Origin of the sequence: Roseovarius sp. MMSF_3298, from assembly GCF_030733705.1 — a bacterium.
Classification (GTDB): Bacteria; Pseudomonadota; Alphaproteobacteria; order Rhodobacterales; family Rhodobacteraceae; genus Roseovarius; species Roseovarius confluentis.
This window is the reverse complement of record NZ_JASHIN010000021.1, coordinates 19,170-34,726: the sequence shown is the minus strand read 5'-3', so window position 1 is coordinate 34,726 and position 15,557 is coordinate 19,170. Positions and strand designations below refer to the sequence as shown.

The 15,557-nt window shown below is 65.2% G+C and carries 20 protein-coding genes; 15 read left to right on the top strand and 5 right to left on the bottom strand.

Features of this window, described 5'->3' with window-relative positions; genetic code table 11:
* Nucleotides 1–9 precede the first annotated feature (9 nt).
* Entirely contained in the window at nucleotides 10–1,197 is a 1,188-nt protein-coding gene (locus tag RBB18_RS17050; protein WP_306111644.1) for an aspartate aminotransferase family protein, read from the bottom strand.
* 270 nt (nucleotides 1,198–1,467) lie between these two features.
* Between RBB18_RS17050 and RBB18_RS17045 the strand changes: the two genes are divergently transcribed.
* From RBB18_RS17045 to RBB18_RS17015, 7 genes are all read left to right on the top strand, one after another.
* The gene (locus RBB18_RS17045) at nucleotides 1,468–2,373 is read left to right on the top strand and encodes a DMT family transporter (RefSeq protein ID WP_274593056.1); all 906 of its coding nucleotides are present in this window, start codon (nucleotides 1,468–1,470) and stop codon (nucleotides 2,371–2,373) included.
* 62 nt (nucleotides 2,374–2,435) lie between these two features.
* Entirely contained in the window at nucleotides 2,436–3,605 is a 1,170-nt protein-coding gene (locus RBB18_RS17040) for a PLP-dependent aspartate aminotransferase family protein (protein WP_274593057.1), read from the top strand.
* A gap of 58 nt (nucleotides 3,606–3,663) precedes the next feature.
* Nucleotides 3,664–4,056 (top strand): hypothetical protein, encoded by a 393-nt coding sequence (locus RBB18_RS17035; RefSeq protein ID WP_103763289.1) that lies wholly within the window; start codon nucleotides 3,664–3,666, stop codon nucleotides 4,054–4,056.
* Nucleotides 4,053–4,991, top strand: coding sequence for a sterol desaturase family protein (locus RBB18_RS17030; protein ID WP_306111645.1), 939 nt, complete (start codon nucleotides 4,053–4,055; stop codon nucleotides 4,989–4,991). The genes RBB18_RS17035 and RBB18_RS17030 overlap by 4 nt, the downstream gene beginning before the upstream one ends.
* Before the next feature lie 111 nt (nucleotides 4,992–5,102).
* Nucleotides 5,103–5,954 (top strand): DMT family transporter, encoded by an 852-nt coding sequence (locus RBB18_RS17025; protein WP_306111646.1) that lies wholly within the window; start codon nucleotides 5,103–5,105, stop codon nucleotides 5,952–5,954.
* Between the two features lie 46 nt (nucleotides 5,955–6,000).
* Nucleotides 6,001–6,723: an alpha/beta fold hydrolase gene (locus RBB18_RS17020; RefSeq protein ID WP_274593060.1), complete on the top strand. Its 723-nt coding sequence runs from the start codon at nucleotides 6,001–6,003 to the stop codon at nucleotides 6,721–6,723.
* A complete protein-coding gene (locus RBB18_RS17015) occupies nucleotides 6,720–7,865 on the top strand; it encodes an alpha-D-ribose 1-methylphosphonate 5-triphosphate diphosphatase (RefSeq protein ID WP_103763285.1) in 1,146 nt (381 codons plus the stop codon). The genes RBB18_RS17020 and RBB18_RS17015 overlap by 4 nt, the downstream gene beginning before the upstream one ends.
* Here the strand turns inward: RBB18_RS17015 and RBB18_RS17010 are convergent.
* From RBB18_RS17010 to RBB18_RS17000, 3 genes are read right to left on the bottom strand one after another with little or no spacing between them, the layout of a single operon-like run.
* Nucleotides 7,862–8,935 carry a 5-(carboxyamino)imidazole ribonucleotide synthase gene (locus RBB18_RS17010; RefSeq protein WP_274593062.1) on the bottom strand — a complete coding sequence of 358 codons (1,074 nt, stop codon included), beginning with the start codon at nucleotides 8,933–8,935 and terminating at the stop codon, nucleotides 7,862–7,864. The genes RBB18_RS17015 and RBB18_RS17010 overlap by 4 nt on opposite strands.
* Entirely contained in the window at nucleotides 8,928–9,416 is a 489-nt protein-coding gene (gene purE, locus RBB18_RS17005; RefSeq protein ID WP_274593063.1) for a 5-(carboxyamino)imidazole ribonucleotide mutase, read from the bottom strand. The genes RBB18_RS17010 and purE overlap by 8 nt, the downstream gene beginning before the upstream one ends.
* Nucleotides 9,417–9,462: 46 nt before the next feature.
* Entirely contained in the window at nucleotides 9,463–9,687 is a 225-nt protein-coding gene (locus RBB18_RS17000) for a YdcH family protein (protein ID WP_103763282.1), read from the bottom strand.
* A gap of 169 nt (nucleotides 9,688–9,856) precedes the next feature.
* Between RBB18_RS17000 and RBB18_RS16995 the strand changes: the two genes are divergently transcribed.
* From RBB18_RS16995 to RBB18_RS16975, 5 genes are all read left to right on the top strand, one after another.
* Entirely contained in the window at nucleotides 9,857–10,270 is a 414-nt protein-coding gene (locus tag RBB18_RS16995; RefSeq protein WP_103763281.1) for an Hsp20 family protein, read from the top strand.
* Nucleotides 10,271–10,275: 5 nt separating this feature from the next.
* Complete coding sequence (locus RBB18_RS16990; RefSeq protein ID WP_152475776.1) at nucleotides 10,276–10,503, top strand: DUF1150 family protein; 228 nt, start codon at nucleotides 10,276–10,278, stop codon at nucleotides 10,501–10,503.
* Nucleotides 10,504–10,616: 113 nt separating this feature from the next.
* The gene (locus RBB18_RS16985) at nucleotides 10,617–11,492 is read left to right on the top strand and encodes a TIGR01459 family HAD-type hydrolase (RefSeq protein WP_103763279.1); all 876 of its coding nucleotides are present in this window, start codon (nucleotides 10,617–10,619) and stop codon (nucleotides 11,490–11,492) included.
* A 114-nt stretch (nucleotides 11,493–11,606) separates the two neighbouring features.
* Nucleotides 11,607–12,050 (top strand): MaoC family dehydratase, encoded by a 444-nt coding sequence (locus tag RBB18_RS16980; protein WP_103763448.1) that lies wholly within the window; start codon nucleotides 11,607–11,609, stop codon nucleotides 12,048–12,050.
* Between the two features lie 106 nt (nucleotides 12,051–12,156).
* A complete protein-coding gene (locus tag RBB18_RS16975) occupies nucleotides 12,157–12,339 on the top strand; it encodes a hypothetical protein (protein ID WP_103763278.1) in 183 nt (60 codons plus the stop codon).
* Between the two features lie 18 nt (nucleotides 12,340–12,357).
* On the opposite strand, the gene RBB18_RS16970 is transcribed toward RBB18_RS16975, so the two are convergent.
* Nucleotides 12,358–12,984 carry a glutathione S-transferase family protein gene (locus tag RBB18_RS16970; protein WP_306111647.1) on the bottom strand — a complete coding sequence of 209 codons (627 nt, stop codon included), beginning with the start codon at nucleotides 12,982–12,984 and terminating at the stop codon, nucleotides 12,358–12,360.
* 122 nt (nucleotides 12,985–13,106) lie between these two features.
* Here RBB18_RS16970 and RBB18_RS16965 point away from each other — a divergent pair, with 122 nt between their 5' ends.
* The 3 genes from RBB18_RS16965 to RBB18_RS16955 are packed head-to-tail and all read left to right on the top strand — an operon-like array spanning nucleotide 13,107 to nucleotide 15,555.
* Complete coding sequence (locus RBB18_RS16965; protein ID WP_306111648.1) at nucleotides 13,107–14,033, top strand: bifunctional riboflavin kinase/FAD synthetase; 927 nt, start codon at nucleotides 13,107–13,109, stop codon at nucleotides 14,031–14,033.
* Nucleotides 14,030–14,518 carry a YcgN family cysteine cluster protein gene (locus RBB18_RS16960; protein WP_103763275.1) on the top strand — a complete coding sequence of 163 codons (489 nt, stop codon included), beginning with the start codon at nucleotides 14,030–14,032 and terminating at the stop codon, nucleotides 14,516–14,518. Before RBB18_RS16965 ends, RBB18_RS16960 begins: the two co-directional genes overlap by 4 nt.
* The gene (locus RBB18_RS16955; RefSeq protein WP_306111649.1) at nucleotides 14,509–15,555 is read left to right on the top strand and encodes a low specificity L-threonine aldolase; all 1,047 of its coding nucleotides are present in this window, start codon (nucleotides 14,509–14,511) and stop codon (nucleotides 15,553–15,555) included. Before RBB18_RS16960 ends, RBB18_RS16955 begins: the two co-directional genes overlap by 10 nt.
* Nucleotides 15,556–15,557 lie beyond the last annotated feature (2 nt).

Here is a 15,557-nt window from a genome sequence, read left to right as displayed (position 1 = left end):
GTCCGCTCCTCATGCCTCGGCCAGGGCCGTCTTCACCGCGGTCGCGGCCTTGTCCAGCCGCGCCACCGCCTCGCCGATCTCGTCGTCCGAGATGATCAGCGGCGGCAACAGGCGCACCACGTTCTCCGCCGCCGGGACCACCGCGACCTCGGCGTCATAGCCGGCGGCCACCACGTCGGTGTTGGTCGCCACACATTCCAGCCCCAGCATCAAGCCCGATCCGCGCACGCCCTTGAATACCTCCGGATGCGCCGCGACCAAGCCTTCCAGCTTCTGCCGGAACAGGCCCGCCTTGCGGTTCACCTCGGCCAGGAATTCGGGATCGGCGATGATGTCCATGACCGCGCAGCCAACGGCACAGCCCAACGGGTTGCCGCCATAGGTCGAGCCATGCGTGCCCGCCGTCATCCCGCTGGCCGCATCCTCGGTGGCCAGCACCGCGCCCAGCGGAAAGCCCCCGCCGATGCCCTTGGCAACCATCATGATATCCGGGGTGGCCCCGGACCATTCATGCGCGAACAGCTTGCCGGTCCGGCCCATCCCGCACTGTACCTCGTCGAATATCAGCAGGATGCCCGTCTCGTCGCACAGATCGCGCAGCCCTTTCAGGCACTGATCGGGCACCGGCTTGATCCCGCCCTCGCCCAGCACGGGCTCCAGCAGGATCGCAGCCGTGTTGTCGTCGATGGCGGCGTGCAACGCGTCGTGATCGCCGAACGGCACATGCTTGAATCCCGGCAAGAGCGGCCCGAACCCCTTGGTCATCTTCTCCGACCCGGCAGCGGCAATCCCCGCGCTGGACCGGCCGTGGAACGCGCCCTCGAAGCCAATGATGTCGGTCCGCTCCGGCTGGCCTTTGTCATGAAAATACTTGCGGCACATCTTCACCGCCAGTTCGCAGGCCTCGGTGCCCGAATTGCAGAAGAAGGCCGTGTCGGCAAAGGTCTCGGCCACCAACTTGTCGGCCAACTCCTGCTGCTTGGGGATCTGGTAGAGGTTCGAGGTGTGCCACAGCGCCCCCGCCTGCTCGGTCAACGCCGCCACCAGCGCCGGGTGCGCATGGCCCAGCGCGTTCACCGCGATGCCCGCGCCAAGGTCCAGAAAACGTCGACCATCCGCCTCGATCAACCAGGCGCCCTCGCCTTTGACAAAGCTGAGCGGTGCACGATTATACGTCGGCAGAACGGAGGGGATCATCTGTGGTATCCTCAAGTATGGAAGCCCTTTGAGTGCCGTATGGCAGGGCGTTCGTCAATGGTGGAAAGGGTTTGGTGCGCTCCGGCACCGGATGGATCGAACAGGCGAGCGGGACGTCAGGCGCAGGTGCGGCGGCGTCGGCTCCGAATATTTGTGCGGCGTTCGATCATGCGCGCTGACATAGCCGGTTCCGCGCCCCGCGCAAAGTGTTTTCTGCGCGCTCCGATATGGCGCTTGAGTTTCTCCCGCCCGCCTGCCACTGGACAGGCGATGACACCGCCCGTCCAGAACCCCGGCGCCGCCGCGCTCCTGACCCTTGCCGCCGCAGCCTTCATCGCGGGATGCACGCTCCTGGCCAAGGCGCTCGGCACCGACGCGCTCGGCCCCGCGCTGCATCCGCTGCAGATCAGCCAGGGCCGGTTCCTCTTCGCGTTCATCGCCATATCGTCCTTCGCCGCCGCCACGCGGTTCCCCATCGTGCGCCCGGCCCTGCACCTCCACCTTCTGCGCTCGGGCCTCGGCTGGGGCGGCGTCACCCTGATGTTCGCCGCCGCCGCCTTCATTCCGCTGTCCGACGCCACCGCGATCAGCTTCCTGAACCCGGTCTTCGGCATGATGCTGGCCATTCCCATCCTTGGTGAGAAAGTCGGCCCCGTCCGCTGGACCGCCGCCGCCATCGCCCTTTGCGGCGCGCTCATACTGACCCGCCCCGGCGGCGGCACGATCGAGCCCGGCGCGCTACTTGCCCTCGCCGCCGCTGCCTGCCTCGGGGCCGAGCTTATCGCGATCAAGTTCCTCTCGGGCCGCGAACGCCCCCTGCAGATCCTGCTGATCAACAACGGCTTCGGCTGCCTCATCGCCAGTGCGGCGGCGTTCTTCGTCTGGGCCGCACCCAGCCCGGCGCAATGGGCCGCCCTCGCCGGGATCGGCCTGCTGATGGCCACCGCACAAACCTGCTTCGTCAACGCGCTGGCCCGCGCCGATGCCAGCTTCGTCGCCCCCTTCTTCTATGCGACGCTTGTCTTCGCCGCGCTCTACGATGCCGCCGTGTTCTCTGTCCTGCCCGATGCGATATCTGTCCTCGGCGCGTTGACCATCCTCTCCGGCGCGGCCCTTCTGGCCTGGCGCGAGGCGCGGCTCAAATCTCCCACCGTGCCGCCCGCGCGCCCGCTCTGACCCGGCTTGCCATCGCGGGCCAAATGCGTACCGTCCGCCCCGACGCTGAAAGGAACATGCTCATGGCACACCGCCCCAACCGCCCGCTTTCGCCCGCCACCAAGCTCGCGCAGGCCCTGCGCTATCTCGACCCCGCCACCGGTGCCATCGTGCCGCAGATCCAGACCGCCGCCACCTACGCGAGGGATGACAACTACGAACTGCGCCAAAGCTACATGTACCGCCGCGACAGCAACGTGACGACCGAACAGGCCGAGGCGATCATCGCCGACCTCGAAAGCGCCGCCGAGAGCCTGCTCTTTTCGTCGGGCATGGGCGCGGCCACTGCGGTGATCGAACACCTGCCCGCGGACGCGCACGTGGTGGTGCCCGAGGTGATGTATCACGGCGTCCTCGCCCAGTTCAAAACCTACGAGGCCAAGAACCGCCTGCGGGTCAGCTACTATCCCGCCGGCGATCTCGACGCGATGAAGGCAGCAACGGTCAATGGCGAGACCGCGCTGGTCTGGGTCGAAAGCCCCAACAACCCCAACTGGGACACGACCGACATCGCCGCCGCCGCAGAGATCGCCCATGCCGCCGGGGCGAAACTGGTCACCGACTGCACCGGCACGCCCCCCTGCGCCACCCGCGCGCTGGAACTTGGCGCGGATATCTCCTTTCATTCCGCCACCAAGTACCTCAACGGCCATTCCGACGTGACCGCCGGCGTACTGTCTGTGCGCGAAACCGGGACCTACTGGGACGAGATCTTCCACGTCCGCATGATTCAAGGGACCGTCCTGCATTCCTTCGACGCCTTCCTTCTGATCCGCGGCATGCGCACACTGATGCTCCGCTACGAACGCGCGACCGAGAACGCCCTGGCCGTGGCGCAGCATTTCGAAGGCCATCCCGGCATCGACGCCGTGATGTATCCCGGCTTGCCCTCGCACCCAGACCACGAGATCGCCAAACGCCAGACCGGCGGCCTCTACGGCGGGATGCTCTCGATCCTCGTCAAGGGCACCGAGCAGACCGCCATCGACGTCAGCCGCTATTGCGAGGTCTTCTATCCCGCCACGTCGCTTGGCGGCGTCGAAAGCCTGATCGAACACCGCAAGACCGTCTCGGGCGAGGGCTTCCCTGTCCATCCCCGCCTTTTGCGCCTGTCGATCGGTATCGAGGACGCGGACGATCTCATCGCCGACCTCGAACAGGCGCTGGACCGCGCGGGGGCGGCGGCGTCGTAACGTCACCCTTGATCGCCGCCCCCCTTTCTTGGCTAAATGCGGCGCGAGGGAAGAGGACATGCCGCTCAGCATCTTGCTACCGATGGTCGTGCTCGGCATCGCAGGGATTGCGGTGCTGCTGCACCTGCTCGGCCTCTCGAAACCCGCCACGTTCGATGACGGGTCCGCCGCCACCCGCGCCTGGCTCCGCGAATTCCCCGACGATACGCCCACGCGCGTGATCCTCAGCCACGACCGCCACGCCGCCCTCGTGGAAACGTCCCGCGGTCCCGGCGTGGTCTGGCCCATGGGCGCCGACACCACCGCGCGGTATCTCGACGGCGCGCGGATCACGCAGACCGACACAGGGCTGCGCATCGCCCTGCCCGATTACACCGCGCCGCGCATCACCCTGAAGCTCGACCCCGACGAGGCCCGCCTCTGGCCCGGCCTGATGGAGGCCTCCCGATGACGGATCAACTGACCTATCCCGACGTGGTGAACTTCGCCGTGCCGGTCTTCATCGCGCTCATCCTGATCGAACTCACCTGGATCGTTCTCAAGCGCCGCGGTGGCCGGTACGAGACCTACGACGCGCTGACATCGCTCGTGATGGGCGCCGGCAACGTGGCCTCCGGCATCCTGCTGGGCTTTGTCGCATACGGGTTCTTCATGGCGCTCTGGGCCATCACACCGCTCGACCTCGGCACGTCGGTCTGGGTGGTGATCCTCTGCTTCGTGCTGGACGACCTGCGCTACTACTGGGTGCACCGTTTCGGGCATCGCATCCGCTGGGTCTGGGCCAGCCACGTCAATCATCACTCCTCGCAGCACTACAACCTCACCACCGCCCTGCGCCAAACATGGACCGGCACCTTCACCTTCATGATGCTGGTCCGGGCGCCGCTGATCCTGCTGGGCTTTCACCCCGCGATGGTGCTGTTTTGCGGCGGTTTGAACCTGATCTACCAGTTCTGGATCCATACCGAGGCGATCACCCGACTGCCCCGCTGGTTCGAGGCGTTGATGAACACACCCTCGCACCACCGCGTCCACCACGGCCGCAATGCGCGCTATCTCGATGCCAACTATGCCGGTGTCTTCATCATCTGGGACAAGATGTTCGGCACCTTCGTCCCGGAACAGGACAGCGAAAAGGTCGATTACGGTCTCGTCCGCAACCTGGGCACCTTCAATCCCATCCGCGTGGCCTTCCACGAGTGGGTGGGTATCTTCCGCGACGTGATCCAGCCCGGACTCACCTGGCGCGATCGACTGAACTACTGCATCAAGCCCCCGGGATGGAGCCACGACGGCAGCCGCGATACCTCCGAGACGATCAAGCGCAAGCACCTTGCCAAGCACCCCGAGGATGCGAACACGCCGGGCTTCGAGACCCTCGGCTAACGCGGGCGCGGGAATTTTCTTTCAAAGAAAATTGCCCGGAATTTTTTCAAAATTCCGCCCCCGCGCCAATGTGAGTTTCCTTCCACCCAGCCCCGCGCTACGCATGGTCCCATGCGTCTCTTCATGCTCACCGCCCTGACGATGGTGGCCTTCGCCGCCAACTCCATCCTCAACCGGCTCGCCCTGGCGGGCGGGCATATCGACGCCGTTCCCTTCGGGGCGATCCGTCTCGTCGCGGGCGCAGCGATGCTGGCGGGGCTTTGCATCGTCCTGCGCGGCGGGCTCCGCCTTGGCGGTCCCGCGCGCGTATCTGGCGTCCTGTCGCTGCTGGTCTACATGTACGGCTTCTCATTGGCCTACACCGCGCTCGACGCGGGGCTTGGCGCGCTCATCCTCTTTGGCATGGTGCAGATCACCATGTTCGCCGCTGCCCTACTCACACGCGAGACCCTGCCCGCCCGCCGTTGGATCGGCGCGGGTCTGGCGCTTGCTGGTCTTGCATGGCTGATGTGGCCCGGCGCCGGCACGCCGGTCAGCCCGTGGCACGGTGCGCTCATGGCGCTCGCAGGCATCGGTTGGGGCATTTATTCTCTGGCCGGCCGTAAATCCAAAGACGCGCTTCAAGCCACAGCCGCCAACTTCACCCTCGCCGCGCCCGTCGGCCTGCTGGCCTGGCTCGCCCTGCCCAGCGCTGCCGACGCCGCGCCACTCTCCGGCTACGGCATCTTTCTCGCCATCATCACCGGCGCAGTCACCTCGGGGCTGGGATATGCGCTCTGGTACACCGTCCTGCCCTCGCTTGCCGCTTCCGTGGCCGCCGTCGCGCAACTCACAGTGCCGATCATCGCGCTCCTGGGCGGCATCCTTCTGTTGAGCGAGTCCCTGACCGTGCAGATCGTGCTCTCCTCCGCCCTCGTTCTGGGCGGGGTTGCGCTTTCCATGCCGCGCCGCCGCAATTCCTGACGCAGGGGGCTGTATCTGCGAGGCCCGAAGGCTTATCTCCCTATCCATGAAATCCGCGCTGACCGCCCTTGCCCTTCTGCTCCCCGCTCCGGCTTTGGCCGATTGCGTGGTGCTGCTGCATGGCCTGGCGCGGACCGAAACCTCCTTCATCGTGATGGAGGAAGTGCTGAAAAACGAAGGTTACACCACCTTCCGCACCGATTATCCCTCGACCGAACTCGATATCGCCGAACTGGCCGAGGAAACCCTGCCCTACGCCGCCCGCGTCTGTGGTCAGGACAAGATCCATTTTGTCACCCATTCGATGGGCGGCATCCTTCTGCGCCATTGGCTGCGCGACAACCGCCCCGACGACATGGGCCGTGTCGTCATGCTTGGCCCACCCAACCACGGCTCGGAACTGGTGGACCAACTGGGCGGGCTGGAGCTTTTTGAGTTGATCAACGGGCCCGCCGGGATGCAGCTCGACACCGGCGAGGACGGATTTGCCAACAGCCTTCCGCCGATTGACTTCGAGCTTGGCGTCATCGCCGGCACGCGCTCGCTCAACCCCTATTATTCCACGCTGATCGAGGGCGCCGATGACGGCAAGGTCTCTGTCGAGTCCACCAAGGTCGACGGCATGGCCGACCATATCGAACTGCCCGTCAGCCACACCTTCATGATGAACAATCCTTACGTGATCGCGCAGGTTCTGTCCTTCCTGAGGACCGGCAAGTTCGACCACGACATGAACATCACAGACATGTTCATGGGCCTCACGGAATGAGCCTGTCGTTGCGCCTGACCGGGGCCGAGGTGCTGACGCCCTCGGACCTCGCAGACACGCCACTCTGCCTGTCGGACGGTGTGATCACTGATGAGACGCCAGCGCGCGAGATCGACCTTTCGGGTTATCTCATCCTGCCGGGCCTGGTCGATGCCCATGGCGATGCCTTCGAAAAACATCTCGCCCCGCGGCGCGGGGCCATGAAAGACCTCGACCAGGGCCTGATCGTGGCCGAGGCCGAGCTGGCCGCGAACGGCATCACCACCGCCACACTGGCACAGTTCTACAGCTGGGAAGGCGGGATGCGCGGGCCGGACTTCGCCCAGCGCGTGCTGGAAAGCCTCGACGATATACGCCCCCGCGTCGGCACCGACCTGCGCGTGCAGCTGCGCTTCGAGATCTCGATGCTGGACGACTACGCCACGATAGAGGATTGGATCACACGCTACGCCATCCCCTATCTGGTGTTCAACGACCACCTGCCGCATGACCTGCTGGCCAAGGGCAAGACACCCCCGGGCCACGTCGGCAAATCGCTCAGGATCGGCAAGAACCCCGACAAGCATCTCGAAGACATTCACGCGCTCCACGACGGCATGGCCGACGTTCCGTCCGCCCTCGACGCCCTCTGCGCCCGGCTGGCAGACCTGCCCGTGCGCCTTGGCAGCCACGACGACGCCACCACCGAACAACGCGCTGCATGGACCGCGCGCGGTGTGCATATTGCCGAATTTCCCGAAACCGCCGAGGCGGCGGAAGCCGCGCGCGACACCGGCGCACCGATCGTGCTGGGTGCCCCGAACGTGGTACGCGGCGGCTCGCACAAGGGCAATGCCAGCGCGCTCGACCTGATCGCGATGGGGCTGTGCGATTCACTCGCCTCGGACTACCACTACCCGTCGATGCGCCGCGCCGCGTTCCTGCTGGCCGATGGCGGCCTGATGGACTTCGCTGCCGCCTGGGGGATGATCTCGTCGGGTCCGGCACAGCTTCTGGGTCTGTCCGACCGCGGCACGCTTACCCCCGGACAACGAGCCGACCTCGTCATCGTCGATGCCAGTACCCGCGATATCTGCGCCACGATCTCGGGCGGCCAGGTCACCTACTTGAAAGGCGACGTCGCGCACCGCTTTATCGCTTAGCCCGACCGCGTGACCCGGTTCACATGCCCCATCTTGCGCCCCGGCTTGGCCTCGGCCTTGCCGTAAAGATGCAGGCTCGCGCCCGCCTCTCCGGCAATCGCCGGCACGCGGTCCATGTCATCGCCAATGAGGTTTTCCATCACCACGTCGGCATAGCGCGACCCGTCGCCCAGTGGCCACCCGGCCACCGCCCGGACATGCTGCTCGAACTGGTCCACCGTGCAACCCTGCTGCGTCCAGTGGCCCGAGTTGTGCACCCTTGGCGCAATCTCGTTCACGATCAGGCCCTGCGCCGTCACGAACAGTTCCACGCCCATCACGCCGACATAGTCCAGCGCGTTCAATATCCGCCCGGCCAGCAGCACGGCGTCCGTCCGCTGCGCCGTGCTCAGCGTCGCCGGAACCGTAGTCGTGTGCAAAATCCCGTCGCGGTGCACGTTCTCGCCCGGATCGAAACAAGCCACCTGCCCGTCCACGCCGCGCGCACCGATCACCGATACCTCGTGACTGAACGCCACGAACCCTTCCAGGATCGCGGGTGCGCCGTTCATCTCGGCCAGCGCTGCTTCAGCTTCGGCCGCATCGTTGATCCGCACTTGGCCCTTGCCATCATAGCCGAACCGCCGTGTTTTCAGGATCGCGGGCGTGCCCATCTCCTCCAGCGCGGCCTCAAGGCTCGCAAGATCGGTGATGTCGGCGTAAGGTGCGGTGCTCAGTCCCAGCCCGGTCAGGAACGCCTTCTCGGTCAGCCGGTCCTGGCTCACCCGCAGCGCCTCGCGCCCCGGACGAATCGGGCGGGCCGCTTCCAGCACGTCCAGCGCCGAGGTCGGGATGTTCTCGAACTCGTAGGTCACCACGTCCACGGCATCCGCGAACTGCCGCAGCGCGTCTGCGTCTTCGTAAGACTTCTGCAAGTGAAAGTTCGAAACATGGCTGGCCGGGCAATCGCCCCCCGGCTCGAAAATGCAGGTCTTGAACCCCAGCCGGCTGGCCGCGACGGACAGCATCCGCCCAAGTTGCCCGCCACCCAGGATTCCGATCACCGCACCCTGCGGCAAAGGTTCAGTCATCCGATGGCTCCTCCGGGATCGATGCCGACAACGCATCACGCCACTTGTCCAGCCGCTCCGCCAACGCCGCATCGCCATTGGCAAGGATCGCCGCCGCCATCAGCCCGGCATTGGCCGCGCCCGCCGATCCGATCGCCATGGTGGCCACGGGAAAGCCCTTGGGCATCTGCACGATGGAATAAAGGCTGTCCACACCGCTCAGCGCCTTGGTCTGCACCGGCACGCCGATCACGGGCACGCGCGTCTTGCTGGCCATCATGCCCGGCAGATGCGCGGCACCGCCCGCACCCGCGATGATCGCCTTCAGGCCGCGGTCCACGGCGCTTTTGCCATAGTCCCACAGCCGGTCCGGCGTGCGATGCGCCGAGACGATCTTCGTCTCGTACGACACGCCCAGCTCGTCCAGGATCAAGGCGGCCTCCTTCATGGTGGCCCAGTCCGACTGGCTGCCCATGATGATGCCGATCTGCGGATTGCCCATGTCTCGCTCCCCTTTGCGGAGCGCGAACTATACCGATCAGCGGTGCCTACGCAATGATATCCGGCAGCAGCCGATCCTCGATCCACGAGATCCGGTCCTTCAGCCGCAATTTTTGCTGTTTGAAGCGCTTCACGGTCAGAAAATCGCTGGTGCCTTTTTCCTCCAGCGCGCGGATCGCCTCGTCAAGGTCGCGGTGCTGGCGCCGGAACTCCTCCAACTCCACCCGCAGCACTTCGTCCGACTTCATCGAAAGGTCGTTGAACTTGTTCATTCGCCCCGATTCTCCGAAAAATGCCCCGCGTTGGGGCAGAATAGCGACAAACCCTCTCGCAGCATAGCCCTTGCAGGCCCCGCCCCGCGCCCCCATATTCACTGCAAGAGGTCGCCGCGAACGGGGCCTTCACATACGGACTGTCGCTTGACTGCATAAGGACACGCCCATGACAAAGCACACGATGGGATCGCACCCCTACATGCTCGGCTTCGAGCAGCTTGAGCGCCTGCTGGAACGCAGCGCCAAGTCGGGAAACGAAGGCTACCCGCCTTTCAACATCGAACAGACCTCCGAGAATTCCTATCGGATCACGCTGGCCGTGGCCGGATTCGCCGACGGAGACCTGTCGATCACGCTGGAAGACCGCCAACTGGTGATCCGCGGACGCCAGCGGGACGATGCGGATGGCCGCGTCTATCTGCATCGCGGCATCGCCGCCCGCCAGTTCCAGCGCAGCTTCGTGCTGGCCGACGGGGTCGAAGTGGGCGAAGCGATCATGGAAAACGGGCTGTTGCACGTCGACCTGACCCGCGCCGCACCAGAAACGGTGGTTCAGACCATCAAGATAAACAAGGGGTAAATAGTATGGAAACGCAGTACGAATTCGATCACGAGGCCGAGCGTCCCATCGTCTATGTCCGTCAGGTCAACGCCGAGGATCTGCCCGAGGACATGCGCGAGCAGGTGGGCGAGTTGGAAACGCTCTACGCCGTGCACAACGAGGAAGGCGAGCGCCTGGCGCTTGTCGCCGACCGCAAGATGGCCTTCGTTCTGGCCCGCCAGAACGACCTCGATCCGGTCGCCGTGCACTGATACGCCCAATCCCGTTTCGGCCCGCATCCCGGGCCGAAACCCCGGCTGGTCAAACAGCCCCTTCGCTGGCATACGGTTTTCGACACTTAACGACGCGAAAGGCCCGTATCGCAGTGACCCAGATCATCACTTCCCTCTCCGAAATCTCCGGCAATTACGACGCGCTTTTCGTCGACCTTTGGGGCTGTGTGCATAACGGCGTCACCGCCTACCCGGACGCGGTCGAGGCGCTGATGACCTACCGCGCCGATGGCGGCACGGTGGTGCTGGTCACCAACTCCCCCAAGCCCCGCGCCGGCGTCGAATCCCAACTCGAAAGCTTCGGCGTGCCCGCGTCCTGCTATGACGCCATTGCCACGTCCGGCGACAGCGCCCGCGCCGCGATGTATCGCGGGATGGTCGGCCGCAAGGTGTGGTTCATGGGCGAATGGGCGCGCGATGCGGGCTTTTTCGAACCGCTGGAAGTCATCGACAACCCCGTCGAGATCGAGCGCGTTGACCTGAAAGACGCCGAGGGCATCGTCTGCTGCGGTCCCAACGACACGATGGCCGATCCCGAAACAAATCGCGCCGATTTTCTCTATGCCAAGCAGAAGGGCCTGAAACTGCTTTGCGCCAACCCCGACATCATCGTTGATCGTGGCGACGTGCGCGAATGGTGCGCGGGGGCGCTCGCCCGGCTTTACACCGAAATGGGCGGCGAAAGCCTCTATTTCGGCAAACCGCACCCGCCGATCTACGACCTCGCCCGCCGTCGCCTTTCGGCCTTGGGCAAGGATATCTCCAGCGACGGCATCCTCGCCATCGGCGACGGCATCGCCACCGACATCCAGGGCGCAACGGGCGAGGATATCGATTCTCTCTTCATCACCGGCGGGCTGGCGGCGGACGAAACCAAAACGTCGCACCAGCCCGACCCGCAGGCGCTAACCGCTTACCTGCAAAAGGAAATGTCGTCTCCGACCTACGCCATCGGCAAACTGCGCTGACAAAATAACCCTTGATTTTCTGCGCCTGCAAAGTAATAAAGTTGCATCCTTACCTATCGTATGGTGTTATTTATTGCGCACCCGTTAGGGGCGCAGGTGGAAATGGAGGGTCTGATGTTGGACAACATGCCGCGCGGAACGATCACGATCGAAGAGATCGAAATGGGAATGACCCGGTCGCTGCGCAAAGTGGTGACCGACGAGGACATTCGCATGTTCGCCGAGGTCTCGACCGACCATAACCCGGTGCACATGGACGACGATTATGCCCGCGACACCATCTTCGAGGGGCGCATCGCCCACGGGATGCTCACGGCCGGCCTGATATCTGCGGTGATCGGAGAACAGCTTCCGGGGCACGGCACCGTCTACATGGGCCAGACCCTGAAATTCCTCGGCCCCGTGCGCCCCGGCGACATGGTCGAGGCCGAGGTCGAGGTGACCGCCATCGACTACGCCAAGCGCCGCGTGACGCTGGAAACCCGCTGCCTCGTGGACGGCAAGAAGGTCCTCGTGGGCGAGGCGACCGTGCTGGCCCCGACCGGCAAGTTTGACTGAGCCGCGTACAACCGCCCGGCGATAGATCGCCGCGCGTCACACGACCGGAACACGAATCGTGTATAATGCGTTTCATAATTGGACAACCAGAGGGAGGACCCAACCGATGGATGCGATCCAGACAGCCGAATACGCCCGCGCGCTGCTGAGCGCGCACGGCCCCAAGGCCGAGGCCGAGGCCGCGCGAAAAATGCGCGAGTCGCAGGACGCCGGACGCAAGTCAGAGGCCGACAGCTGGGCGGCCATCCGCCAGGCCGTGATGCAGCGGCGCGGCCCCAGCCAGACCTGATGCAAGCGCGACGGGCGATCAGCCCATATCGGGATCGGTCGCCTTGAAGCTTTCGATCTCCTGCATCGGCGTCCACCACCGCGCCAGCTTGCCGGTGATGATGTTGTCGGCCTCGGGCGTCAGCGACACGTAATAGATCATCGGCGCCAGCATGTAGTCCGCCAGCGTCGGCTCCTTGCCGCAGATGAACGGATCGGCCCAGTCCATCAGCAGCGCGTTCAGCGTCTGCGAGTCCGCAAGGCTTTTCGACAGGGCATCGTCATTCTTGCCGCCGATCAGCTCGGGGAACAGGTGATAGCCCGTCGCCGCCATCAGGGCGTCGTACCCATAGCTGGTGAAAACGCTGATCGCCTCGTTCATCTTCGCCCGCGCCTTGGGATCGTCCGGCACAAGGCTCGGCCCCTTGCCCGTCTCGTCGATGTAGCGGCAGATCGCGTCGCACTCGCGCAGGCGCATATCGTCGATGTCCATGACCGGCACCTTGCCGAAGGGATGCCGCTTCAAGTGCTCGGGCTGTTTGGGCTCGCCTTCCAGCACGTTCACATGCACCTGATCATAGTCAATCTCGTTGTCCATCAGGACCATGCGCACCGTCCGCACATACGTCGATCCGTTGAAACCGTAGAGCACGGGTTTGTCGGCCATTCATTCTCTCCAATCATCTTGTTGCTGCTGCATGAACGCATCAGAACGGTTTGCGTTTCTTTCAAACCGAATGCGCGGCACCGCCTCTTGATCACCCCCCCGCATCCGGCTACCCCTGCGCCATGCGCATCATCCGCGATTACACCTTCATTGATCCCGAAGACCGGGGCGCCTCCGTCGCCATCGGCAATTTCGATGGTGTGCATCTGGGCCACCAATCGGTGATCGACCTTGCCCGCAAGGGCGACGGTCCCCTTGGTGTGCTGACGTTCGAGCCGCACCCGCGCGAGTATTTCGCCCCCGACGCGCCGCCCTTCCGCCTGATGGGCCACGAGGCGCGCGCCAACCGCTTGGCCAAGCTGGGTGTCGAACGGCTCTACGAACTCAACTTCAACGCCGCCCTCGCCAGCCTCACACCCGAGGAATTCGCCCGCAACGTCATCGCCGACGGCCTCGGCCTGACGCATGTGGTCGTCGGCGCCGATTTCTGCTTCGGCAAGGGCCGCGCCGGCAATTCCGCCGACCTGAAACGGTTCGGGCAGGACATGGGCTTCGACGTCACCATCGCCACGCTTCTCGAAGGCGACGACGGCCAGGTCTCCTCCACCGCCATCCGCGACGCCCTGAGCGAGGGCCGCCCCCGCGACGCCGCCGCCATGCTGGGCCACTGGCACCGCATCGACGGGCCTGTCATCGGCGGCGAACAACGCGGCCGCGACCTCGGCTATCCCACCGCCAACATGTCCATCGAAGGGCTGCACCCGCCCCGTTTCGGCGTCTACGCCGTGCTGGTCGACGTGCTGGACGGTCCGCACCGCGGCCACTACCACGGCGCGGCGTCCCTCGGCACGCGCCCTATGTTCCAGGGCGAAGTCCCCAATATCGAGACCTTCCTCTTCGATTTCTCCGGCGACCTCTACGGCGCCGACCTGTCCGTGGCCCTCGTCGAATACCTTCGCCCCGAGGAAACTTTCGACAGCCTGGAGGCCTTCATCGCCCAGATGGACGCCGACTGCGACCGCGCCCGCGCGATCCTGGCCGCCATATGACCGACACCTCCGACCCCATCGACCGCTCCGGCCTGCGCCCGCGCTACTGGGAAACCGTGCCGCTGGACCGCATGACCCAAAAGGAATGGGAAGCGCTCTGCGATGGCTGCGGCAAATGCTGCCTTAACAAGCTCGAGGACGAGGACACCGGCGAGGTCGCGCTGACCCGCATCGCTTGCCGCCTGTTCGACGACAGCACCTGCCGCTGCGCCAATTACGACATCCGGCACCAGTTCGTGCCCGAATGCATCTCGCTCTCGCCCAAGAATATCGAAGGCAGCCTCTACTGGCTGCCGGAAACCTGCGCCTACAAGCTCCTCTGGACCGGCAAGCCGCTTTACGACTGGCACCCGCTCATCTCCGGCACACCCGACAGTGTGCACGCCGCCGGGGTTTCGGTGCAGAACGCCACCCTGCCCGAGTTCGAGATCTCGGAGGACGAGTGGGAAGAGCACCTGATAGAGGAACCCCTGGGATGCGACTAGGCTCCGACAACACCGGCCCCGCCCTGCCCCAGGTGATGGAAGCGCTGGCCCGCGCCAACGAAGGCCACGCCACGCCCTACGGCGCCGACGCGCTCACCGACGCCGCCCGCGACAAGGTGCGCGAGGTCTTCGCCGCCCCCGACGCCGCGGTCGAATTCGTCGCCACCGGCACGGCGGCCAACGTCCTTGCGCTCGCCACGCTCACCCAGCCGTGGCAGACCATCTTCTGCACGCCCCGCGCACATATCCTCGTCGATGAATGTCACGCGCCCGAGTTCTACACCGGCGGCGCGCGCCTGACCCTGACGGGGCATGAGGACAAGATGACGGCCGATGACCTCGCCGCCGCTATCTCAACCCTGCCCCGCCGCGACGTCCACACGTCCGAGCCGGGCACCTTGGCCCTCACGCAGGTCACCGAAATGGGCCAGCTTTACACGCTGGATGAACTACGCAGCATCACCGACGTGGCCCACGCCCACGGCCTCTCGGTGCATCTCGACGGCGCGCGCTTTGCCAATGCCTGCGCCGCCCTCGGCTGTACGCCCGCGCAGATGAGCCATGAGGCCGGGATCGACGCCGTCTCCTTCGGCGCCTCCAAGAACGGCTGCCTGAATGTCGAGGCTGTGGTCATGTTCGACCCGGCCAAGGCATGGGAACTGGAACGCCGCCGCAAGCGTGGCGGACACCTCGTGTCCAAGGGCCGCTTTCTCGCCGCGCAAATGCTGGGCTATCTCGAAAACGATGTCTGGCTGACCTCGGCACAGCGCGCCAACGCCAACGCCGCCCGCCTTGTCGCCGGCCTGCGCGCCTTGCCCGGCTGCACTTTTATCGCCGAACCGCAGGCCAACATGATCTTCGCCCGCCTGCCCCGCGCCACGCACCAGCGCCTGCACGCGGGCGGCGCAGTCTACGGCCTCTACGAAGGTCCTTTGGAAGGTGGCGACCCGGACGAACCACTCCTGATGCGCTGCGTCTGCGACTGGTCCCTCACAGACGAGCAGATCGACGACTTCCTGGCGCTCGTCAAAGGCTGACG